Raw genomic sequence first — 21,639 nt, 5'->3', positions numbered from 1 at the left:
GTGAATCCTCTCGTTGATTCTTAAAGTTTTGCGGACGCTTTATGCGCCTTACCTGAAACCACTTGCGGCCATGACTAACGTCGTGTCGAGCATTCGGTTAGCAAAGCCCCATTCGTTATCACACCAGACTAGAGTTTTAATCAGATGTTGCCCACTGACCCGGGTTTGTGTGCCGTCAACAATGGCACTGTGCGGATCGTGGTTAAAATCAGTCGAGACCAACGGTAATTCCGTATAGTCAACTATACCATGAAATGAATCCCGTGCTGCTTTTTGCAGCAACTTGTTGACTTCATTGGCATTAACTGCATTTTTCACCGTCACGCTTAAATCGATTGCCGTGACATTAATGGTCGGAACACGTACCGCAATTGCTTCAAAACAGTCGTCAAATTGCGGGAAAATACGTGTGATACCGGCAGCAAGACGCGTATCAACAGGAATAATAGACTGGCTGGCTGCACGGGTGCGGCGCAAGTCCGGGTGATAGGCGTCGATAACTTGTTGATCATGCATGGCGGAATGAATCGTGGTGACGGTTCCCCACTCAATACCCCAGGCATCATCAAGCAATTTGATAATCGGAATAATGCAGTTTGTGGTGCAGGAAGCATTGGAAACAATGCGATGCTCAGCAACCACACTTTCATGATTCACACCGTAAACGACGGTGGCGTCGAGGTCGTTACCGCCAGGATGGGAGAAGAGGACTTTTTTGGCCCCGGCTGCCAGATGCGCTTCACCGTCTGCACGGGAGCCAAACACACCGGTACAATCCAGCACCACATCTACACCCAGTTCACGCCACGGTAAATTTTCGATTTCCGGTTCGTGCAAAATACGGATGGTGTCATCACCGACCCATAACTGGCTGCGTTCCTGACGCACGTCCCAGGCGAAGCGACCATGGCTGGTGTCGTATTTCAACAGATGCGCCATACCCGCAGCATCAGCCAGTTCATTGATTGCCACGACGGTAATTTCCGCACGGCGCCCGGATTCGTACAATGCACGTACCACGTTGCGCCCAATGCGACCGAAGCCATTAATTGCTATGCGAACGGTCATATCTCTCCTGCCAGAATCCCTGAGACTAAGTGGCTGACAGAGTAATCCAGCTATCGCCTGAGGGGAATCCTCGCACTCTCGAAACTGCAATTGTTTGCTCAATTGTCGAACATTCATTCGACTGAAACGCTTCAGCCATGTTAAGCGATAAGCGGAATAAATGGAACGTTACCCCAGTACAGGCAACCGATCTTCTGACGCAGGTCACATTTTTGATGGAATAACTGCAACGACAAATGCGCAAAGGACGAATAATAACCAGGGAGAATCAAGCGTGATAAAAAGGCCGGGCCGTTTTAAAGACCCGTTCCCTTTCAGCTTCGATGATAGCCGCCCTGATCGTCCATACGTAACGGCATGTCTGCGGGCTGGCTGTTTTCCAGCACACGCAATACATTCGGCCCGTCAGTCGCCTGGAAAAAGGCTTCGGCTTGTTCCCGGGTCAAACCCCCACGGACTTTTCTGCCAATCAGGCGCTCTGAGAGCATGTCAGGCGCAGCTGAAATGAAGACTGAGTAATCGCAATGTTCGCGTAGCGCTTGCCATTCTGGCTGATTGAGCAGCAACCAGTTTCCTTCGACCACCACAATCGGCGCTGTTACCGCAATCGCGTTTTCCACCGGATCGTGCAAATTACGATCGTACTGCGGCCAATGGCTTTCGGGCTTATGCAAATCACGCAACGCATCCGTCAGTTTCTGCACATTAAAGGTCTGCGGCGCACCTTTATGCTGCCTGAGATTGAATGCCTGTAGATAATCGTTGTAGTGGTGGAATCCATCCATCGGCAACGCCTGAATGGCAGTCAATCCAGGTTCTTGTGCGGACAAATATTCCCAAAATGCCACCAGCGTCGATTTTCCGGTTCCCGGCGGGGCGGCTAAAAACACCACCAGTCGGCGGCTTAACTGCTTTTGCTTCTCGGCTAATTGCTTAAGCAACGGCTTATGCAATGCGTCGACTTCTTCGTCGTTAAAATGGGCTTGAGTTTCTAATCCATTTATTATCAATGTGACATTCACCAGACTAGCTCCTTCAATAATGAAGTCACTGCCAGAGATAACGCCGTTTTCACCAGATTCCCATAACGCACTTCGGAATAAATAGAGAAGTCCGAATACTTCATGCTTTTAATTGCATTAAACAGCGTTGCGTTTTGGGTAATTGAATTAAGGTTCGCAATGAAATCGTAAGTAACATCATCATGAAACTGTATGGTTTCTTTGCTGTGCTGCACGAAATCACAAAACTGGCTAAAACAGGTAATATCGGCATACAGCCATTTATCCATTTTCCCCAGGGCGTAAATCAAGCGCAGCGCAACGTCGATATCATCAAGCGGCCCGCTTCTGGCAAGTAAAGGCTTAACGGCGTACTCGACTATCTCTTCATCATTATCAACAAATAACGAAGGCAGAAATTGCCTGATTCCTGAAAGCAAAATATCGTGAGCGACACTCATAAACGAGGCCAGTGAATTTTGCGCTTCCAGCCGCTCAAGCACATCATCTTCGTTCAACGTGGTCATCAATAGCTCAGTACATTAAAGGTGATGTAGGGAGTCTATAATATTACAAGTGCGCTCTATACCATTAATCAAGAGCGTTTGTGTGCGTACTACCTCACCTTCTTCACGCACACCTTGCAGAATATCGCCTCCCGTCACACCGGTTGCGGAAAATAAAACTTCCTCACTTTGGACGATTTCATTCAGGCTATAAATGCGGTTCACTTCGACGCCCATTTCAGCGCAGCGGCGATGTTCAGAATCCGCAATCTGGCGATTCGCATGAGACTCCCCTTTCGCCTGGCAAAAATCTAATAGCTCAATCTGCATTTCGCCCCCCAGCGCTTTCACCGCGCAGGCTGAAATCACGCCTTCTGGCGCACCGCCAATGCTGTACATCACGTCGTACTGGTTTTCCATCAAACACGTCATCACGCTGGCGGCAACATCGCCATCTGGTAGAGCAATCACTTTCACCCCAAGACTTGTGGCTACCGCTATCGCATCCTGATGGCGCGGCTTATCGAGCGTAACCATTCGCAGCCGTTCGAGCGGTTTACCCAGGGCTTTGGCAATATTGCGCAGGTTATCTTCAAGCGTTGCCGCCAGGTTGATCACCCCTTTCGCCTTTTTGCCGACGACCAGCTTCTTCATATACATATCCGGCGCATGAAGCAGTGAACCTTCGGGCGCGCAGGCCATCACTGCTAGCGCGTTGTTTTGCCCCATTGCGACCATGCGTGTGCCTTCGATAGGGTCAACCGCAATATCGATTTTTGGAGACTGCCCGTTGCCTAGCATTTCGCCGATATACAGCATGGGCGCATGGTCGATCTCCCCTTCACCAATGACGATTTTCCCCTGCATCTCGATTTGATTCAGGGCATCGCGCATGGCCTGTACCGCGACACCATCAATACGATTCTTGTCGCCGCAACCAATCAGGGGCCAGGCAGCCAGCGCGGCCTGTTCTGTGGTGCGGAAAAAAGGATAAGCCAACGTTTTCATGCTTAAGCCTCCATGCCGGTATCGACGCCAAAATGCGCCAACAAATATTTTTCAGCGGCTTCGTTCCACACGCCGTGAGTTTCGCTCACCAGCTCAGCCAGGCGGCGGAATAACGGATCGGTTTCTCCCAGGCGGGCGAAATCGGTGATCGCAGTCAGTGGCATAGTCACACCGTTGTAAATCAGCTTTTTACCGCCTGGGATATCCGGCAGGTTCAACACGGTTTCAGGCACCGCATCTAAACCGCCAACATGCGTGACCATAAATGAAGGCTGCAATCGCCCGCTGGCGGCAAGTTCGATGGCTTCCAGCATGTCGTCCGTGGAACCGCCTGAAGTCCCAACGATATGCGTGCTGCCGTAGTGAACGTTGTAGAAGTTGAACGGCACTTTAAAGTTTTTGTCGGTTGGCCCGGCAAAGAAGTTCAGGCAGCCATCATCCGCCAGCAGATCGTCACCAAGCTCAATAACCGCAGGCACGGCGGCGTAGACAAAGACATCGTCGAAACCTGCGCCCCCTGTCATATCTCGCAGCGCAGCAGCCGGATCATCCAGATTTTTGCTGTTCACATAAACCAGCTCAATGCCATTTTTTGCCGCCAGCTCTACCGGCAAAAGTTTTTGCGCCTGCTCCAGTCGGGCTTCATCGATATCTACCACAACGACTTTAGCCGGTTTAATATTTCCGTTAATTGCATAATCAATGGCACCGATGCCCATCGGCCCGGCACACGCTAATAATGCCAGGTTACCGCCGGGTTTAATTCCCATGCGATGTTCATAAACATATTGCGTGGTGTGGTAGTTAGCTTTATAGGCACCAATAATGCAGCACATCGGTTCGGCTAAAGAGGCGGCAGCAAAATAGGAACCGCTATAAGGCAAAACACAACCCATATCAATCGCCAGCTTAGGAATAATCATATAGGTGGCATTACCACCGAAATATTCATAGCTGTATCCTGCCGAATACCCGCTTGGCAAACCCATTGCCGGTTGCAGAACGTAACGCTGACCTGTCTTATATTTATCACGTAGATTATTCCCGACTTCAACAATCACGCCAGCGCATTCATGCCCGGTAATAACCGGATGATTAATTAAATCGTCCGGTACACGTTTGTGCTCGCTTGCCAGTAACGCGGCTTTCCATGTTGATAAACAAACGCTGTCAGAAATAACACTCACTAATAATTCATCATCGGTAATCGCGGGTAATTCGAACTCACGGATACGGACATCCCGCTTACCATAAATGGCTGCAACTTTAGTTTTCATAAGAATCCTTATTATTTAGCCTTAGCGGTTAATTCATTAAATAACGCGTCAAGTTTAGGATCACCGATATAGTTATTAATCAGTATCAGCGGTTTGTTAGTGACTAGTTTTACGCGGCCTTCAAGACTTGCGTGAGTCACAATAATTTCTGCATTCTCAGGAACGTTTTCAATCGCGTAATGTTTTACTTCTGTTTCCATGCCCTGCTTTTGCAGGCGCTTACGGAAGGTTGTCGCCCCCATAGCGCTAGACCCCATTCCTGCATCACAGACGAAAGCGACCAGTTTCACAGGTGCAGCACTCCACGCGCCTTCCTGTTTCATCGCTTTCATGGCGCTGGCTGTCTCATCAAAGTTGTCTTCTTTCTCGACTTCTTTGCTACGGTCCATTTTCAGGATCAGCGAGGTGATAACAAATGACACGACCGTTGCAACGGTGACCCCAGCGATAGTGGCGAAGAAGGCTCCGCGCGGTGTCAGCGCCAGATAAGCAAAGATAGAACCCGGACTCGGCCCTGCGACAAGGCCACCACCCAGAAGGTTAAAGGTGTAAATCCCGGACATACCGCCTGCAATCATGGCAATCAGCGTCAATGGTTTCATCAACACATACGGGAAATAGAGTTCGTGAATGCCGCCGAGGAAGTGAATAATCATGGCGCCCGGTGCGGATTTTTTTGCCATTCCTTTGCCAAACACAGCAAATCCAAGCAGCAAGCCGAGTCCAGGTCCTGGGTTCGACGCCACCATAAAGAAGATGGATTTCCCGGTGTCAGACGCTTGCTGCATGCCAAGCGGATAGTACACCCCCTGGTCGATAGCGTTATTCAGAAACAGAATTTTTGCCGGTTCATTAATCAGTGATAAAAGCGGCAAATACCCCGTACTCACCAGCGCTTCAATACATTCCTTCACGAAATTGTTAGCCACCAGAACCGCCGGGCCGATAATTTCGAAGGCAAACAAGCACAACAACATCCCGGAAATACCCAACGAGAAGTTATTGATAACCATCTCAAAACCAGGTGGGATGCGCCTTTCCAGTTTGGTGTCGATGACTTTAATAATCCAACCGCCCAATGGCCCCATGATCATCGCGCCAATAAACATCGGAATATCGGCGCCGACAATCACACCGATGGTGCCAATCCCGCCCATAACAGCGCCACGTTTGCCACCCACTAAATGGCCGCCGGTTGAACCAATCATCACCGGAAGCAAATAGGTAATCATCGGGCCAACTATTTTGGCGAAATGCTCATTAGGCATCCAACCGGTTGGAATAAATAACGCGGTAATAAAACCCCACGCAATAAAAGCGCCAATATTGGGGATAACCATAGCTGTAAGAAATCCGCCGAAAGCCTGGACTTTGGCACGAGCCGATTTATTTTTCATATTTATCCTGACGAGAGAATGATTACTCTTGAGTGATAATATCCATGAGTTGCCGTGCGGTATCCGCGTTTAGCAAAGCTTCAATTTTTTCTTCTTCGCAAAACATTTCGCTTAATGCCTGAATCGCACCTATATGCTCATCAGAATCAGCTGCCGACAATCCTATTAGTAATTTTACGGGTTCTTTACTTTCGCCAAAATCCACGCTGTTTTTTAATAGCGTGAGTGATAAACCCGTTTTAATTGCGCCACACTCCGGTCGGGCATGAGGCATTGCAACAAACGGCGCCAGAATATAATACGGCCCAGTTTCTTGGGTGGTGAATTTTATTGCATCGATGTAAGAAGAGGTGACATATCCTTTCTGCAATAGCACTTCCATTGAATAATCTATTGCCTGATGCCAGTCATCGGCAGAGTCTTTTATAGATATGGCAGCATCAGGGAAATAATCTATTAACCGCATACTGACTTCCTCGTTGTAGGGTGTTTTTTATTTTCAATTAAAGTATGACGGCGGGAAAAATAAATCAAATGGGTGATGGAAAGGCGAGGGTTTTTACGCGAAAATGATTTACTGAATTAATTCAAACAATTAGACAGATCGATTTCAATTAATTCATCTTGTCAATATGCATAATTTGATTTGATTCACATATATACAACTCAGATGAATGCAATATTTGTAATTGGGATCACATTAAAGGACTTGATTGGGTTTGTTTTTGAGATATTACGCAGTGGCTTAAATCTGACAATATCAAAAGAGAACGGCCAGTCGGTGGTAGCGCCGACTGGCTGTTTTAGTTGACAACCTTCAATTAAAACTCAATACGCGCGCCCAGATTATAGCGACGCCCTTCGACCAGGCCGTAATCACCCCATGGGCTGATACGCTGCGGATCAACATCAAACAGGTTGTAGACGCCAGCCATCAACTGGGTGTGTTTGTTCAACTGATAACGCGCTCCGAGATCAACCATCGTCCAGGCTTCGTAATCAATATGATCGCCCGTATCGCGGTTGCTGCTGCGGAAATTCGCTTTGCTCCACAAATCCAACGCCTCAGTGGCCGACCAGGTCAGCGACACGTTTGCCATATGGCGCGGGTAATCATTGAGCGCGTAGCCTTTATTTACGCCTGTTTTCTGCTCGCTGTGGTTATAGGTGTAGTTGGCATTAGCTTTTACCGTTTCAGTCATCTGCCAGTCAGCATTCAGCTCCAGCCCGTAGACATCCGCTTCGCCCACGTTGAAATACTTGCTGATGGAATCGGCCTGATAGCCGTTCATCTGGCACTGATTGGTCGCCGTCGTCTCACAAATCGTTTCTTCAGAGATTTTGTCTTTGAATTGGGTGTAGAAAATGGTGCCGTCTAATGCCAGTTTTTCTCCTGCCCAATACAGACCTAATTCGGAGTTAACGCTTTTCTCTGGTTTCAGGTCATCGTTACCCACGGTCAAATACGGGTATGGCGGCAATGAACCGCGTGGCGTCACGAAATTAGCAGACGTTTCGCGCAACTCAGGTTTTTTATAGCCCGCCGATACCCCGCCTTTCAGCGCCCACGCATCGGTTATCGCCCAGTTGCCATAGAGTTTTGGCGTGATATGAGTGCCGAAATAATTATCGCGATCCAGACGCGCGGATGTGGTGAGCGTGAACTCCCCAATCTGCCAGCCGTCTTCAGCGAACAAAGCCCAGCCATCACGGCTGATTTTTGTCACGGGTTCTACTCCCGGTGCTTCTTTACTCGAAACCGCAAACTGGTCGTTGAGTTCTTCACGCGTGAAGTTAGCCCCAACGGTGAGTTTGTGATTCTCGAACGAGAAAGTGGTCTGGCTATTCGCAACATAGTTTTCGGTTTCGATGTACTGCGGGGCATCGCCGTCCAGGTTGTATTTAGAGCGTCCCTTCTCATAGTTGAGGTAGTTGCTCGTCGCGATCGTATCTTCGGCATACCAACCGCTATGGCTGAGCGTGACCGCATCGCGATCAAAGGTCCACATCCACGGCGCTTCATCACGATTTTTCTTCTGTTTACCCGTCACCACATTCAGGTCAAAAAGGTTGGTTTCGTTTGCCGCAAGACCGACGGTCATATCAAGAGATTTACGATCGTTTTTGCTGAAATAGTTGTTACGTTCGTCATCGCGACGATTGAGCCAGTCGGCGGCGACGCTCACACCTAGCACGTCGGGCACAATCGGCCCCATGGCGAACAAATTCATCTGGTTGGTGTTGCCGAATGAACTGTCTTCCTGGATGAAGGTATTGGCCGCCAGAGCGCCGGTCCAGTCTTGCAAGCCATAAGGTTTTTTGGTGATAACGTTAACCACACCGCCAATCGCATCGGAGCCATAAAGTGATGACATTGGCCCACGAATCACTTCGATGCGTTCGATAGCTTCCATCGGGGGCAAGAAGTTAACTTCAGAGCCGAGATCCTGGCCATACGGGCGTGCTTCACCGGTGTTTTGTTTCACACTGTTGACCATAAATGCGGTGTAGCTTGAGTCCATACCACGCATCATAATACTGCCGGATGACATATCACTTGAACCTGAACCGACATTCACGCCGGGCAAATCCTGAATAGCCTCGGCGACATTACGGTTAGGCTTTTCATCAAGCTGTTTACGGTCAACAACTGAAATAGTCGCGGGGGCTTCTTTTTTCTGTTGAGAAAAACCCGATGCCGTCACGACCATTTGATCTTCAGACTCACTGAGCGTTGCGTTATTTTCTTCTGCGAGTGCCGGAAGCATTGTGCCTCCAGCGAGAACTACTATTCCTGCCAATGCCAAACGTTTATTGTTTCTCATTTTTTAATTACCTGAGATATTGAAAAATTGAAAATAGCCTGCTGGCCCTGTGAATTCTCACCACAGGGCTGTATTGTTCTTTGTTATTAAAATTATATTTTGTTGAGATCGATTTTAATTATATAGTCCGGCTGCTTGCCCATCTCTTTTTCGCCTTGTTTCACACTGGCATACAGCGTGTTTCCATCCGCTGAGAGCGCAAGGCTATTGGGAAGCGCCGTTGTTGAAATGCTGGCTTTGACTTTATAGGTTTTACTATCAACGATGCTGATCAGCTGTGCATTACGATGGGTAATGTAAATTTCGTTACGTGTCGCGTTGTACATCACAGCCAAAGAGTTGATGACATCAATCTGATGAATGATTTTCCCATCTTTAAGCGAAACCACCAGTACATTCGGTAAATCTGGATCGGTAATAAAGGCACGTTCTTTATTATCATCCACAGCAATATTTAAGAAGAAATGTTTTTTCTGCGGTTCGACTTTAATACGGGACAGTATTTTATTATCGCTGGCATCAAGTGTAATTAACTCTCCGCTGCCGTTAACCGCATAAACTCTTCCCTTTTCTTCATCGATTGCCAACCCGGTTGGATATTCCCCCATATTTTCAATGGTGCCAATATGCTGCTGTTTTTGTGTATCGATAACCCAAATAATTCCTTTCTGAGTCACACCCGATACATATAAACGCTGGCGTTTTTTATCAAGCACCATTTCGCGGGTGTGAATAATCTCTTTGGGATTGCTCAGGTCACTCAGTTGTACGGTCTTAATCTCTTTGCCGCTGCGGGTATCCATCAGCGTGACAGAGCCTTCGAGGGTGTTGCCAATATACAGAATGTGATTTTTAGCATCGAGCACCGCAGCGAATGCGCGTCGCTCAGTGGTGATTTTTCCGGTGGCCTTAAGCGTATCCGGGTTAAGTTTGTAGATCAGACCATCAGTCTTATCTTTATCAAATGAAGGCGCAGAGGCGGCAAACAACACGTTTTGAGAGGCGTCATATGCCAACTCATACACGCCATTTCCCATAGGGACGGTAAGAAAGTCCTTTTCAGGGAGCGGTTTAGCGCTCGCGCTTAGTGAGTTCATTAATAGTGCGACGGTTAAAGCAATGAAGCCCGATTTCTGGTATCCGTACAAAGTATGTCGATTCATTTACTTAGATTCACATTTATTTACGAATGTGAATGATAATGATTTTCACTCGCGTTATCAATAGTGGGTAAAAAAAAGCCAGCAATCAACGTTTGCTGGCCTTAGTCGTATTACGTTTTACAGAACGGCTTTAGCTTGTTTCACGACGTTTTCTACAGTGAAACCAAACTCTTCGAACAGCTGCTCAGCTGGAGCAGACTCACCAAAGGTGGTCATACCCACTACTGCACCATTCAGGCCAACGTATTTGTACCAGTAGTCAGCGATGCTCGCTTCGATAGCAACACGCGCAGCAACCGCTTTCGGCAGCACGGCTTCACGGTAAGCTGGATCTTGTTTGTCGAATGCATCAGTAGACGGCATGGAAACCACACGCGCTTTGATGCCTTCGGCAGTCAGTTGATCCCAGGCTGCAACAGCCAGTTCAACTTCAGAACCGGTTGCAATCAGAATCAGCTCAGGCTGGCCTGCACAATCTTTCAGAACGTATGCGCCACGGGCAACATCTGCCAGTTGCTGTTCAGTACGATCCTGCTGTGCCAGGTTCTGACGGGAGAAGATCAGCGCGGTCGGGCCGTCGTGACGTTCTACAGCGTATTTCCACGCCACCGCAGACTCAACCTGGTCACATGGGCGCCATGTGCTCATGTTTGGCGTCACGCGTAGGGCAGCAAGCTGCTCTACTGGCTGGTGAGTTGGACCATCTTCGCCCAGACCGATTGAGTCGTGAGTGTAGACCATCACCTGGCGTTGCTTCATTAATGCTGCCATACGCACCGCGTTACGGGCATATTCAACAAACATCAGGAAGGTAGAGGTGTACGGCAGGAAACCACCGTGCAGCGCGATACCGTTCGCAATCGCGGTCATACCGAATTCACGTACACCGTAATGGATGTAGTTACCGGCCAGATCTTCGTTGATGGCTTTAGAGCCAGACCAAATAGTCAGGTTAGACGGTGCCAGGTCAGCAGAGCCGCCGAGGAATTCTGGCAGCAGATGGCCGAACGCTTCGATGGTGTTCTGGGATGCTTTACGGCTGGCAATTTTAGCCGGGTTAGCTTGCAGGTTCTTGATGAACTCCTGCGCTTTAGCAGCAAACTCAGCAGGCATGTCGCCTTTCATACGACGGGTGAATTCAGCCGCTTCCTGTGGGAAGGCTTTAGCGTATGCTGCGAACTTCTCGTTCCATGCCGCTTCTTTCGCCTGGCCTGCTTCACGCGCGTCCCACTGAGCATAGATATCAGACGGGATTTCGAATGGCGCGTGTTTCCAGCCCAGCGCTTCACGGGTCAGTGCGATTTCTGCGTCACCCAGCGGTGCGCCGTGGGAATCGTGCGTACCGGCTTTGTTCGGAGAACCGAAACCGATGATGGTTTTGCACATCAGCAGTGAAGGTTTGTCGGTAACGGCTTTGGCTTCTTCAACAGCACGTTTGATAGCGTCTGCATCGTGACCGTCAACGCCGCGCACTACGTGCCAGCCGTAGGCTTCAAAGCGTTTCGCAGTATCGTCTGTGAACCAGCCTTCAACGTGGCCGTCGATGGAGATACCGTTGTCATCATAGAAGGCAACCAGTTTCCCCAGACCCAGCGTACCCGCCAGCGAGCAAACTTCATGGGAGATACCTTCCATCATGCAGCCATCACCCATAAAGGTGTAGGTGAAGTGGTCAACGATGTCGTGACCAGGACGGTTGAACTGTGCCGCCATGGTGCGTTCTGCGATTGCCATACCGACTGCGTTCGCAACACCCTGACCCAGCGGGCCAGTTGTGGTTTCAACACCCGCGGTGTAGCCCACTTCCGGGTGACCCGGAGTTTTGGAATGCAGCTGACGGAAGTTTTTCAGCTCTTCGATTGGCAGGTCATAACCTGTGAGGTGCAACAGGCTGTAAATCAGCATTGAACCGTGGCCGTTAGACAGTACGAAACGGTCGCGGTCAGCCCACGCTGGGTTCTGCGGGTTATGGTTCAGGAAATCGCGCCACAGGACTTCGGCAATGTCGGCCATACCCATAGGGGCGCCCGGGTGACCGGATTTGGCTTTTTGTACTGCGTCCATGCTGAGTGCACGAATAGCATTGGCAAGCTCTTTACGAGAGGACATTTTGACTCCAGATCGGATGGTTGAAGGTCAGGCCTTGACTACTATGCGTTATGGGCTACGCCCAAAAAATTGCCATCAATGTACCGCAAGCCGTGTGTCATGTACATGGAGCATCCTTTTGTCCGGTTAAGAAATCTCTGGAAGCTGCTCGCATGTTGCGCAAGTTGCTGCGCGAGTTTGGCTAACTTCTTTATACTGAAGCGACTAGCCAACGGTTTGTGGCTGAATGACCTCTGAGCAGTTATCACTAATAAAGGATATTGGCATGAAATTGCGCCCAATTTTACTGAGCCTGAGCGTTGCTGCCCTATTGAGCGGCTGCCAGAATATGGACTCTAACGGCCTGCTGGCTTCCGGTGCAGAAGCCTTTCAGGCGTACACATTAAGTGATGCGCAAGTTAAAGAGCTGAGTGACAAATCCTGTGCTGAACTCGACAGCAAAGCGAGCATCGCGCCCGCGAGCAGCGAGTATGCGCAACGCCTGAGCAAAATATCCGCCGCCCTGGGCGATAACATCAATGGCATGCCGGTGAACTATAAGGTTTACGTCACCAAAGACGTGAACGCCTTCGCGATGGCAAACGGCTGTATCCGCGTTTACAGCGGCCTGATGGATATGATGAACGATAACGAAGTCGAAGCGGTTATCGGCCACGAAATGGGTCACGTCGCACTCGGCCATGTGAAAAAAGGGATGCAGGTCGCTCTGGGGACAAACGCAGCTCGTGTTGCAGCGGCCTCTGCGGGCGGCGTGATTGGCAGTTTGTCGCAGTCACAACTCGGCGATTTGGGCGAGAAACTGGTGAATGCGCAGTTCTCCCAGCGCCAGGAATCTGAAGCTGATGACTATTCATATGATTTGTTGAGAAAACGCGGGATTAACCCAATCGGCCTGGCGACCAGTTTTGAGAAGCTGGCTAAAGAGGAAGAAGGCCGCCAAAGCTCGATGCTTGACGACCACCCTGCTTCCGCCGAACGTGCGCAACATATTCGCGACCGTATGGCAGCGGATGGGTTGAAGTAATTTAACCCTCACCCTCTCCCCGAAAAGGGAGAGGGTGGAAGGGGAAATTATTCCCCTTCCTTAGCCGCCTGGATATACAACATTTCTAACGCCAACGTCGCGCCAGCCAAAGCAGTGATTTCGGACTGATCGTAGGCCGGAGACACTTCCACAACATCCATCCCTACGATGTTCAAATCTTTCAAACCGCGGACCAATTTCAGCGCGCGGTCGGTCGTCAAACCGCCAATCACTGGCGTACCGGTACCTGGCGCGAAAGCCGGGTCGATACAGTCGATATCAAAGGTCAGATAAACCGGCATATCGCCAACAATCTGCTTCACCTGCGCCAGCACGTCGTCAACGGTACGATCGTTGACCTGGCCTGCATCCAGCACGGTGAAACCGTTGTCTTTATCAAACTCGGTACGAATACCAATCTGTACAGAATGGTTCGGGTCAATCAAACCTTCTTTTGGTGCGGTGTAGAACATGGTGCCGTGGTCGAACTCGCAGCCATTGGCGTAGGTATCGGTATGAGCATCGAAATGCACCAGCGCCATTTTACCGAAGTGCTTCGCGTGAGCGCGCAACAGTGGCAGAGTCACGAAGTGGTCGCCACCGAAAGAGAGCATACGCTTACCCGCAGCCAGCAGTTTTTCTGCGTGAGCCTGTAGACGTTCGCTCATATCGCGTGCATCACCGAAGGCGTAAACCAGGTCGCCACAGTCAACAACATTCAAGCGCTCACGCACGTCAAAATTCCACGGGAAGCGGTTGCCTTCCCATGCCAGGTTGGTAGAAACCTGGCGAATAGCCGCAGGGCCGTGACGACCACCTGCACGGCCAGATGTTGCCGCATCAAAAGGAACGCCAGTGATAACCCAATCGGCATCGCTGTCGTATGGCATGAAGTTCAGCGGAAAACGTAAAAAACCGAAGGCATTGGATACCAGGGAATTGTCGTACTGATGGCCTAAGGTGCTCATGGTTTGACCTCACGATGATGGTAATTATTAGCAAAAAAAAGTCCCCTCCGCGTCGTTAAACCCGACGAGGAAGGGACTGTATTCATTCAGACTGCTTGTTGGCGCGGATTATCGCCGAATGCACCATTATTTGTATACTAATTACTCAAATAATGACGAGTAATTTACTCGTCTTCTAAATAAGTATAGCCATACAAACCCGCCTCGAACTCTTCGAGGAACTGCTGCTGCAAACCGGCATCCAAATCGGTCTGTTTCACCTGATCGCGGAAGTGTTTGAGCAGGGTTTTTGGATCAAGCTGAACGTATTCCAGCATGTCCGCAACGGTATCGCCTTCGTCAGACAACTCCACTTCTACGCTGCCGTCAGGGAAGACGAACACGTCAACCGCTTCGGTATCGCCAAACAAGTTGTGCATATTGCCAAGGATTTCCTGGTACGCACCAACCATAAAGAAGCCCAGCAGCGGCGGGTTTTCCGCATCATATTCTGGCATCGGCATGGTGGTCGCGATACCGTCGCCGTCGATGTAGTGATCGATAGCACCGTCGGAATCACAGGTAATATCCAGCAGCACCGCACGGCGCTCAGGGATCTGATTCAACCCTTCAAGCGGCAGCACCGGGAACAGCTGATCGATACCCCACGCATCCGGCATAGACTGGAACAACGAGAAGTTGACGTAAATCTTATCCGCCATACGTTCTTGCAGTTCGTCGATGATCGGACGGTGTGCGCGGTTGCTTGGGTCGAGCAGGCGCTGAATTTCATGGCACATGCTTAGGTAAAGCTGCTCCGCCCAGGCACGCTCTTGCAAGGAGAAACTCCCCGCCGAGTAGCCGGTATGGATATCATGCAGATCGTTCTGGCTATCGTGCAGCCATTCACGCAGCGAGCGACGATTGTTCGGCTCGTGCATTTCACCCCAGGTTTCCCACATGCTTTGCAGTGCACGGGACGCGTCTGCCGCCGGAGCCGTTGGCGTGGTGTATTCGTTGCGCTCAACACCAATGATGTTAGACACCAGCACGGTGTGGTGCGCGGTTACCGCACGGCCAGACTCGGTGATAACCGTCGGGTGTGGCAGGCCGTTTTCTTCACATGCGTCGCCAATCGCCCAAATGATGTTGTTCGCGTATTCGTTCAGGCCATAGTTGACCGAACAATCGGACTGCGAACGCGTCCCTTCATAGTCAACACCCAGACCACCGCCGACATCGAAGCATTCGATGTTAACGCCCATCTTGTGTAGTTCAACGTAGAAGCGAGAGGATTCACGAACGCCAGTAGCGATATCGCGAATGTTCGCCATTTGCGAACCAAGGTGGAAGTGCAGCAATTGCAGGCTGTCGATACGACCAGCTTCACGCAACATTTCAACCAGTTGCAGAACCTGCGTCGCCGCCAGACCAAATTTGGATTTCTCGCCGCCCGAAGACTGCCATTTGCCGGAGCCTTGCGAGGCCAGACGCGCACGCACACCGAGGCGCGGTACCACATTCAGGCGCTCGGCTTCTTCCAGCACAATGCGAATTTCAGACATCTTCTCGATGACCAGATAAACCTTGTGGCCCATCTTCTCGCCGATCAACGCCAGGCGGATGTATTCACGGTCTTTATAGCCGTTACACACAATGACCGAACGCGTCATGCCTGCATGCGCCAGAACCGCCATCAGTTCCGCTTTAGAACCTGCTTCCAGACCCAGTGGTTCACCGGAATGAATCAGTGATTCAATGACGCGGCGATGCTGGTTCACTTTGATTGGGTAAACGAGGAAATAGTCGCCTTTGTAGCCGTAGGATTCACGAGCACGTTTGAACGCAGCATTAATAGAACGCAGGCGGTGCTGCAAAATCTGCGGGAAGCAGAACAGTGCAGGCAAACGCTGCCCCTGTACTTCACGGGCTTTTACGAGTTCAGCGAGATCAACACGCGCTTCCGGGACATCCGGGTCCGGGCAAACGGTGATATGACCGAGCTCATTGACGTCGTAATAGTTATTGCCCCACCAGGCAATATTGTAAGTACGCAGCATTTTGCTGGCTTCCTGGGAGCTCATGGCAACCTCCTGCATGGAGCGGTGTACATCCTGCTCGCCCACTGACGAACCCGAAACAGAAGAGATTTTGTCAGACATGGCGAACCTCAAATTTAAACGAATGTGCAAAACAGTTGACTACTATCGCAGGGGTATCCCGCAATAACAACCCATTAACAGCGCGTAGAAGCAGCATAAGACGCTGACAGACTAACTGTGCGACCGGTTTCTTTTTCATATCATTGTAAAACACGTAACCGAGCTTCGTAGAACGAGTCGGCGAAACCACGAGAATACTCTTATCGATGACAAGAGAGCCCAAGTTCTGAATTTCGCGGGTTTAAAAACCGGCCCGAGAGTCCTGAGAAGCGCCGAGATGGGTATAACATCGGCAGGAATGAATACATGAAATGCAGTTTATGAGGGGTATATGTACGACCAGAGTGGCCGCCAGAGTTTGCGAATTACAACGGTTCATTAATCGAGTCACCTCCACGCATACCAGAAGCATGCGACAAGCCAAAGCTAAGAAATTTGCTCAACCCGGCTGGAAGTGGGCAACACAAAAATGTGTGCTTGTTGAATGAGCCGCGCGCGCCGCTTTATACCGACAACAGCCGGAAATTGCAAAACAAAAATCCTTGGTTTGCTGCGGGTGTCAGTAAAATTTGCCACTTAAGATTATCCGCACAAACTTGCGAGCGTAAAAATCACTGGTAATCTGATTAATGGATAACCTAGAATAGCCGTCCAGATGTTAATCCATCTATACCGATTAACTGTTAGACTGCCTGAAATGAAACCTGTGGTATAAGCTCGAATAACCAGTACATCGCACTGGAATGAGCACCAATTAGCAGCAGTCTGCACTAACCTAATTCTCTTAGGGTGAATAAAACATGGCCAAACACCTCTTTACGTCCGAGTCTGTATCAGAAGGGCATCCCGATAAAATCGCTGACCAAATCTCTGATGCGGTCCTTGACGCGATCCTGGAGCAGGATCCAAAAGCACGCGTAGCTTGCGAGACTTACGTTAAAACCGGCATGGTTTTGGTCGGTGGCGAAATCACCACCAGCGCCTGGGTTGATATCGAAGAGATCACTCGTCAAACGATTCGTGAAATCGGCTACGTGCATTCTGATATGGGCTTTGATGCAAACTCTTGCGCAGTGCTGAGTGCTATCGGCAAACAATCCCCAGATATCAACCAGGGCGTTGACCGTACCGATCCACTGGAGCAAGGTGCAGGCGATCAGGGTCTGATGTTTGGTTATGCAACCAACGAAACTGACGTGCTGATGCCAGCGCCAATCACTTACGCACACCGTCTGGTTCAACGCCAGGCAGAAGTTCGTAAGAATGGCTCACTGCCATGGCTGCGTCCGGATGCAAAAAGCCAAATCACGTTCCAGTACGACGACGGTAAAATCGTCGGTATTGATGCCGTGGTTCTGTCTACCCAGCACTCCGAAGATGTTCAGTTGAAAACGCTGCAAGAAGCGGTGATGGAAGAGATCATCAAACCCGTTCTGCCAGCAGAATGGTTGAATGCGTCTACCAAATATCACATCAACCCAACAGGCCGTTTTGTTATCGGTGGCCCAATGGGTGACTGTGGCCTGACCGGTCGTAAAATTATCGTTGATACCTACGGTGGTATGGCTCGTCACGGCGGCGGTGCGTTCTCCGGTAAAGATCCGTCTAAAGTTGACCGTTCTGCAGCGTATGCAGCACGTTATGTGGCGAAAAACATCGTTGCTGCGGGTCTTGCTGACCGCTGTGAAATCCAGGTTTCTTATGCAATCGGCGTGGCTGAACCAACTTCCATCATGGTTGAAACCTTCGGTACTGAGAAAATCTCTACCGAGCAACTGACCCTGTTAGTGCGTGAGTTCTTCGACCTGCGTCCATACGGCCTGATTCAGATGCTGGATTTGCTGCACCCAATCTACAAAGAAACCGCGGCATACGGTCACTTTGGTCGCGAACATTTCCCTTGGGAAAAAACCGACAAAGCCGAATTGCTGCGTGATGCTGCCGGCCTGAAATAAAACCCGCCAGTCCATCATCAAACTTTAAAGGCCAGCGCTTAGCTGGCCTTTTGCTTTTCTGCTTCCCTCCCATGAAAACCTTCCCTGAGCTTTTACATTTCTTTAGTGAAAGCGGTTACATAGTCGTTAATGGGGCATTAATTAAGACTGTTCTGCATGACAACAACTTGTTGCTGCACTAGTTACAAAAAGTTTCGGATTAGTCTTGGGTTCAATTTTTTGGTTTTATTTTCTACACTTAACGATATGTTTTTCATCATAAAATTATACATACACTTCTTGACGTTAGTGTAACCGATTACACTAACGTGAGTTGAATCACATAATTTTACCTGACGTTAACCTACCCTTAATCACGAGATATCCCCCAAATTATTCAACTGGAGAGCACTATGCCTGAAATAAAAAAACAAGGGCGCTCGAACAAAAGCATGACCTTTTTTGTCTGTTTTCTTGCAGCCCTGGCCGGTTTACTTTTTGGCCTTGATATTGGCGTGATTGCTGGCGCCTTGCCGTTTATCGCAAAAGATTTCCAGATAACTGCACACCAGCAAGAATGGGTTGTGAGTTCGATGATGTTCGGTGCAGCGGTCGGTGCGGTTGGCAGCGGTTGGCTCTCCTTCCGTATCGGCCGTAAATACAGCCTGATGATTGGTGCCGTGCTATTCGTTGCGGGTTCTCTGTGTTCTGCTTTCGCGCCAAACACTGAGATCCTGGTTATCTCCCGCGTATTGTTGGGCCTGGCAGTGGGTGTGGCCTCTTACACTGCGCCGCTTTACCTGTCAGAAATTGCGCCAGAAAAAATCCGTGGTAGCATGATCTCGATGTACCAGCTGATGATTACCATCGGTATCCTCGGCGCTTACCTTTCGGATACAGCCTTCAGCTACAGCGGCTCATGGCGCTGGATGCTGGGCGTCATTACTATTCCAGCCCTGATTCTTCTGGTTGGCGTTTTCTTCCTGCCAGATAGCCCGCGCTGGTTCGCCGCTAAACGCCGTTTCCACGATGCCGAGCGCGTCCTGTTGCGTCTGCGTGATACCAGTGCCGAAGCAAAACGTGAACTTGAAGAAATTCGTGAAAGCCTGAAAGTAAAACAAAGCGGCTGGTCCCTGTTTAAAGACAACAGCAACTTCCGTCGCGCAGTGTTCCTCGGCATTCTGCTTCAGGTGATGCAACAATTCACCGGCATGAACGTCATCATGTACTACGCACCGAAAATCTTCGAAATTGCGGGCTTCACCAACACCACTCAGCAAATGTGGGGCACAGTTATCGTTGGCCTGATCAACGTTCTGGCGACCTTTATTGCTATCGGCCTGGTTGACCGTTGGGGCCGTAAACCCACGCTGGTTCTGGGCTTCATGGTGATGGCAGTTGGCATGGGCATTCTTGGCACAATGCTGCACGTGGGTATCCACTCCCAGGGCGCGCAATACTTTGCTATCGCCATGCTGCTGATGTTTATCGTTGGTTTTGCGATGAGTGCCGGTCCGCTGATTTGGGTGCTGTGCTCTGAAATCCAGCCGCTCAAAGGCCGCGATTTTGGTATCACTTGCTCCACCGCAACCAACTGGATTGCCAACATGATTGTGGGTGCAACCTTCCTGACCATGCTGAACACGTTGGGCAACGCGAATACCTTCTGGGTCTACGCCGCACTCAATCTGTTCTTCATCGTTCTCACACTGTGGCTGATTCCAGAAACCAAACACGTTTCCCTGGAACACATCGAGCGTAACCTGATGAAAGGTCGTCGCTTACGTGAGATTGGTGCTCAAAACTAAGCTTACCCCGCCCCTTTCCTGCATGGAGAGGGGCTTGCACCCTGCCCTTCCTCGCACTATTCTTGCCGGTTATGAAATCCCCGAGACTCCCAATCGCCATCCAACAGGCCGTTATGCGCTGCCTGCGGGAAAAGCTCCAGCAGGCAAATCTGCATTTAGGCCGCAACTATCCGGAACCGAAACTGGTTTATCAGCAGCGCGGCACGGCTGCGGGTACGGCGTGGATGGACAGCTACGAAATCCGCCTTAATCCCGTATTACTGATGGAAAACCAGCAGACCTTCATCGATGAAGTTGTCCCGCACGAACTGGCGCATTTATTGGTCTGGAAGCACTTTGGTCGCGTCGCTCCACACGGTAAAGAGTGGAAGTGGATGATGGAAACGGTGCTGGGTGTGCCTGCCCGCCGGACACATAAGTTTGAAGTGGAGTCCGTACGCAAAAACACCTTCCCCTATCGCTGCCGCTGCCAGCTCCATCAACTCACCGTCCGTCGCCATAATCGAGTGGTGCGAGGCGAGGCTGAATACCGCTGCGTTCAATGCGGTGATCTGTTAAAAGCCGACGCTACAACTTCCTGTAATTAAAAGTATTAGCCTAATAATTTCCTGATTTAGCTTATTGAAACTGGATAAATCATCAGGTACGTTGCGAGCACGTTTTAGTAAGGATTCTGGAAATGTCTCGCAAAATTTCTTTGGCTGTTGCTGTTGTTGCAGCCTTCTGTACCTTTTCCGCTTTCAGCGCTGGTATCAATAATTTCTCTCAAGCCAAAGCCGCAGGCGTCAAAGTTAACGCCGATGTGCCTGGCGATTTCTACTGCGGATGCAAAATTAGCTGGGAAGGCAAAAAAGGGGTTCCTGACCTTGAGTCCTGCGGTTACAAAGTCCGTAAAAACGAAAACCGTGCGACACGCATCGAATGGGAACATGTTGTCCCTGCCTGGCAATTCGGCCACCAGCGTCAGTGCTGGCAAGATGGCGGACGTAAAAACTGCGCCAAAGATCCTGAATATCGCAAAATGGAAAGCGACATGCACAACCTGCAACCGGCCGTTGGGGAAGTGAATGCCGACCGTAACAACTTCATGTACAGCCAGTGGAATGGCGGTGAAGGTCAGTACGGGCAATGTGCCATGAAAGTCGATTTCAAAGATAAAGTCGCCGAACCACCCGCCCGCGCCCGTGGTGCCATCGCCCGCACTTACTTCTATATGCGCGACCAATATCAGCTGAATCTTTCCCGCCAGCAAACCCAGTTATTTGAAGCCTGGAATAAGCAATATCCGGTGACAGCCTGGGAATGTGAACGCGATGACCGCATTGCCAAAGTTCAGGGTAATCATAACCCTTATGTGCTGCGGGCTTGCCAGGCACAAAACAGCTAACCTACACTAGCGGGAATTGTTAT

Annotated in this window: 18 protein-coding genes and 1 pseudogene; 5 read left to right on the top strand and 14 right to left on the bottom strand. The window is 50.0% G+C overall.

The window, feature by feature from the left end; all coding sequences use genetic code 11:
* Window positions 1–48: 48 nt before the first annotated feature.
* The 10 genes from epd to tkt form a co-directional block, all read right to left on the bottom strand.
* The gene (gene epd / locus DY231_RS03830; protein ID WP_115627344.1) at window positions 49–1,068 is read right to left on the bottom strand and encodes an erythrose-4-phosphate dehydrogenase; all 1,020 of its coding nucleotides are present in this window, start codon (window positions 1,066–1,068) and stop codon (window positions 49–51) included.
* A gap of 314 nt (window positions 1,069–1,382) precedes the next feature.
* Window positions 1,383–2,090: a nucleoside/nucleotide kinase family protein gene (locus tag DY231_RS03825; RefSeq protein WP_115627343.1), complete on the bottom strand. Its 708-nt coding sequence runs from the start codon at window positions 2,088–2,090 to the stop codon at window positions 1,383–1,385.
* On the bottom strand, window positions 2,087–2,596 hold the full coding sequence (locus DY231_RS03820) for an MltR family transcriptional regulator (protein ID WP_064513662.1): 510 nt from the start codon (window positions 2,594–2,596) through the stop codon (window positions 2,087–2,089). Before DY231_RS03820 ends, DY231_RS03825 begins: the two co-directional genes overlap by 4 nt.
* 15 nt (window positions 2,597–2,611) lie before the next feature.
* Complete coding sequence (gene glpX / locus DY231_RS03815; RefSeq protein WP_115627342.1) at window positions 2,612–3,583, bottom strand: class II fructose-bisphosphatase; 972 nt, start codon at window positions 3,581–3,583, stop codon at window positions 2,612–2,614.
* A gap of 2 nt (window positions 3,584–3,585) precedes the next feature.
* Window positions 3,586–4,860: a zinc-binding dehydrogenase gene (locus tag DY231_RS03810; protein ID WP_115627341.1), complete on the bottom strand. Its 1,275-nt coding sequence runs from the start codon at window positions 4,858–4,860 to the stop codon at window positions 3,586–3,588.
* 11 nt (window positions 4,861–4,871) lie between these two features.
* Window positions 4,872–6,257: a PTS mannitol transporter subunit IIBC gene (locus tag DY231_RS03805; RefSeq protein WP_115627340.1), complete on the bottom strand. Its 1,386-nt coding sequence runs from the start codon at window positions 6,255–6,257 to the stop codon at window positions 4,872–4,874.
* 22 nt (window positions 6,258–6,279) lie between these two features.
* The gene (gene cmtB / locus DY231_RS03800; RefSeq protein ID WP_115627339.1) at window positions 6,280–6,723 is read right to left on the bottom strand and encodes a PTS mannitol transporter subunit IIA; all 444 of its coding nucleotides are present in this window, start codon (window positions 6,721–6,723) and stop codon (window positions 6,280–6,282) included.
* A 355-nt stretch (window positions 6,724–7,078) separates the two neighbouring features.
* Window positions 7,079–9,082 carry a TonB-dependent receptor domain-containing protein gene (locus DY231_RS03795; protein WP_115627338.1) on the bottom strand — a complete coding sequence of 668 codons (2,004 nt, stop codon included), beginning with the start codon at window positions 9,080–9,082 and terminating at the stop codon, window positions 7,079–7,081.
* A 92-nt stretch (window positions 9,083–9,174) separates the two neighbouring features.
* A complete protein-coding gene (yncE, locus tag DY231_RS03790) occupies window positions 9,175–10,245 on the bottom strand; it encodes a 7-bladed beta-propeller protein YncE (RefSeq protein WP_115627337.1) in 1,071 nt (356 codons plus the stop codon).
* Window positions 10,246–10,362: 117 nt separating this feature from the next.
* Window positions 10,363–12,354: a transketolase gene (gene tkt / locus DY231_RS03785; protein WP_115627336.1), complete on the bottom strand. Its 1,992-nt coding sequence runs from the start codon at window positions 12,352–12,354 to the stop codon at window positions 10,363–10,365.
* Between the two features lie 265 nt (window positions 12,355–12,619).
* Here tkt and loiP point away from each other — a divergent pair, with 265 nt between their 5' ends.
* Complete coding sequence (gene loiP, locus DY231_RS03780; RefSeq protein ID WP_034498370.1) at window positions 12,620–13,378, top strand: metalloprotease LoiP; 759 nt, start codon at window positions 12,620–12,622, stop codon at window positions 13,376–13,378.
* Between the two features lie 47 nt (window positions 13,379–13,425).
* Here loiP and speB read toward each other — a convergent pair whose 3' ends face one another.
* The 4 genes and pseudogenes from speB to yqgG all read right to left on the bottom strand — a co-directional run.
* Window positions 13,426–14,346: an agmatinase gene (speB, locus tag DY231_RS03775; RefSeq protein WP_115627335.1), complete on the bottom strand. Its 921-nt coding sequence runs from the start codon at window positions 14,344–14,346 to the stop codon at window positions 13,426–13,428.
* Window positions 14,347–14,510: 164 nt separating this feature from the next.
* On the bottom strand, window positions 14,511–16,487 hold the full coding sequence (speA, locus tag DY231_RS03770; RefSeq protein WP_115627334.1) for a biosynthetic arginine decarboxylase: 1,977 nt from the start codon (window positions 16,485–16,487) through the stop codon (window positions 14,511–14,513).
* Window positions 16,480–16,626, bottom strand: a complete 147-nt coding sequence (gene yqgB / locus DY231_RS03765; RefSeq protein ID WP_147295624.1) for an acid stress response protein YqgB — start codon at window positions 16,624–16,626, stop codon at window positions 16,480–16,482. Before yqgB ends, speA begins: the two co-directional genes overlap by 8 nt.
* Window positions 16,627–16,728: 102 nt before the next feature.
* A pseudogene (yqgG, locus tag DY231_RS25545) lies at window positions 16,729–16,803 on the bottom strand (small protein YqgG); the annotation flags it as partial.
* A 484-nt stretch (window positions 16,804–17,287) separates the two neighbouring features.
* Here yqgG and metK point away from each other — a divergent pair.
* The 4 genes from metK to endA all read left to right on the top strand — a co-directional run bounded on the left by metK (window position 17,288) and on the right by endA (window position 21,616).
* Window positions 17,288–18,442 (top strand): methionine adenosyltransferase, encoded by a 1,155-nt coding sequence (gene metK / locus DY231_RS03755; protein ID WP_115627332.1) that lies wholly within the window; start codon window positions 17,288–17,290, stop codon window positions 18,440–18,442.
* Window positions 18,443–18,834: 392 nt separating this feature from the next.
* Entirely contained in the window at window positions 18,835–20,229 is a 1,395-nt protein-coding gene (locus DY231_RS03750; protein ID WP_115627331.1) for a sugar porter family MFS transporter, read from the top strand.
* Window positions 20,230–20,300: 71 nt separating this feature from the next.
* A complete protein-coding gene (locus DY231_RS03745) occupies window positions 20,301–20,816 on the top strand; it encodes a SprT family zinc-dependent metalloprotease (protein ID WP_115631757.1) in 516 nt (171 codons plus the stop codon).
* A gap of 92 nt (window positions 20,817–20,908) precedes the next feature.
* Window positions 20,909–21,616, top strand: a complete 708-nt coding sequence (endA, locus tag DY231_RS03740; protein ID WP_115627330.1) for a deoxyribonuclease I — start codon at window positions 20,909–20,911, stop codon at window positions 21,614–21,616.
* The last annotated feature ends 23 nt before the right edge of the window (window positions 21,617–21,639 follow it).

It is taken from the genome of Buttiauxella agrestis (genome assembly GCF_900446255.1).
GTDB classification, from domain to species: domain Bacteria; phylum Pseudomonadota; class Gammaproteobacteria; order Enterobacterales; family Enterobacteriaceae; genus Buttiauxella; species Buttiauxella agrestis.
Note: the sequence above shows the minus strand (reverse complement) of the source record. Positions and strands in the feature narration are given on the sequence as shown.

Bases quoted from the DNA above. Each gene is read 5' to 3' on its own strand.
- DY231_RS03810 (WP_115627341.1), bottom strand. From the start codon at position 4,860: ATGAAAACTAAAGTTGCAGCCATTTATGGTAAGCGGGATGTCCGTATC.
- speB (WP_115627335.1), bottom strand. From the start codon at position 14,346: ATGAGCACCTTAGGCCATCAGTACGACAATTCCCTGGTATCCAATGCC.
- speA (WP_115627334.1), bottom strand. From the start codon at position 16,487: ATGTCTGACAAAATCTCTTCTGTTTCGGGTTCGTCAGTGGGCGAGCAG.
- DY231_RS03805 (WP_115627340.1), bottom strand. From the start codon at position 6,257: ATGAAAAATAAATCGGCTCGTGCCAAAGTCCAGGCTTTCGGCGGATTT.
- DY231_RS03795 (WP_115627338.1), bottom strand. From the start codon at position 9,082: ATGAGAAACAATAAACGTTTGGCATTGGCAGGAATAGTAGTTCTCGCT.
- loiP (WP_034498370.1), top strand. From the start codon at position 12,620: ATGAAATTGCGCCCAATTTTACTGAGCCTGAGCGTTGCTGCCCTATTG.
- DY231_RS03820 (WP_064513662.1), bottom strand. From the start codon at position 2,596: ATGACCACGTTGAACGAAGATGATGTGCTTGAGCGGCTGGAAGCGCAA.
- epd (WP_115627344.1), bottom strand. From the start codon at position 1,068: ATGACCGTTCGCATAGCAATTAATGGCTTCGGTCGCATTGGGCGCAAC.
- cmtB (WP_115627339.1), bottom strand. From the start codon at position 6,723: ATGCGGTTAATAGATTATTTCCCTGATGCTGCCATATCTATAAAAGAC.
- tkt (WP_115627336.1), bottom strand. From the start codon at position 12,354: ATGTCCTCTCGTAAAGAGCTTGCCAATGCTATTCGTGCACTCAGCATG.
- DY231_RS03745 (WP_115631757.1), top strand. From the start codon at position 20,301: ATGAAATCCCCGAGACTCCCAATCGCCATCCAACAGGCCGTTATGCGC.
- glpX (WP_115627342.1), bottom strand. From the start codon at position 3,583: ATGAAAACGTTGGCTTATCCTTTTTTCCGCACCACAGAACAGGCCGCG.
- metK (WP_115627332.1), top strand. From the start codon at position 17,288: ATGGCCAAACACCTCTTTACGTCCGAGTCTGTATCAGAAGGGCATCCC.
- endA (WP_115627330.1), top strand. From the start codon at position 20,909: ATGTCTCGCAAAATTTCTTTGGCTGTTGCTGTTGTTGCAGCCTTCTGT.
- yncE (WP_115627337.1), bottom strand. From the start codon at position 10,245: ATGAATCGACATACTTTGTACGGATACCAGAAATCGGGCTTCATTGCT.
- DY231_RS03750 (WP_115627331.1), top strand. From the start codon at position 18,835: ATGCCTGAAATAAAAAAACAAGGGCGCTCGAACAAAAGCATGACCTTT.
- yqgB (WP_147295624.1), bottom strand. From the start codon at position 16,626: ATGAAAAAGAAACCGGTCGCACAGTTAGTCTGTCAGCGTCTTATGCTG.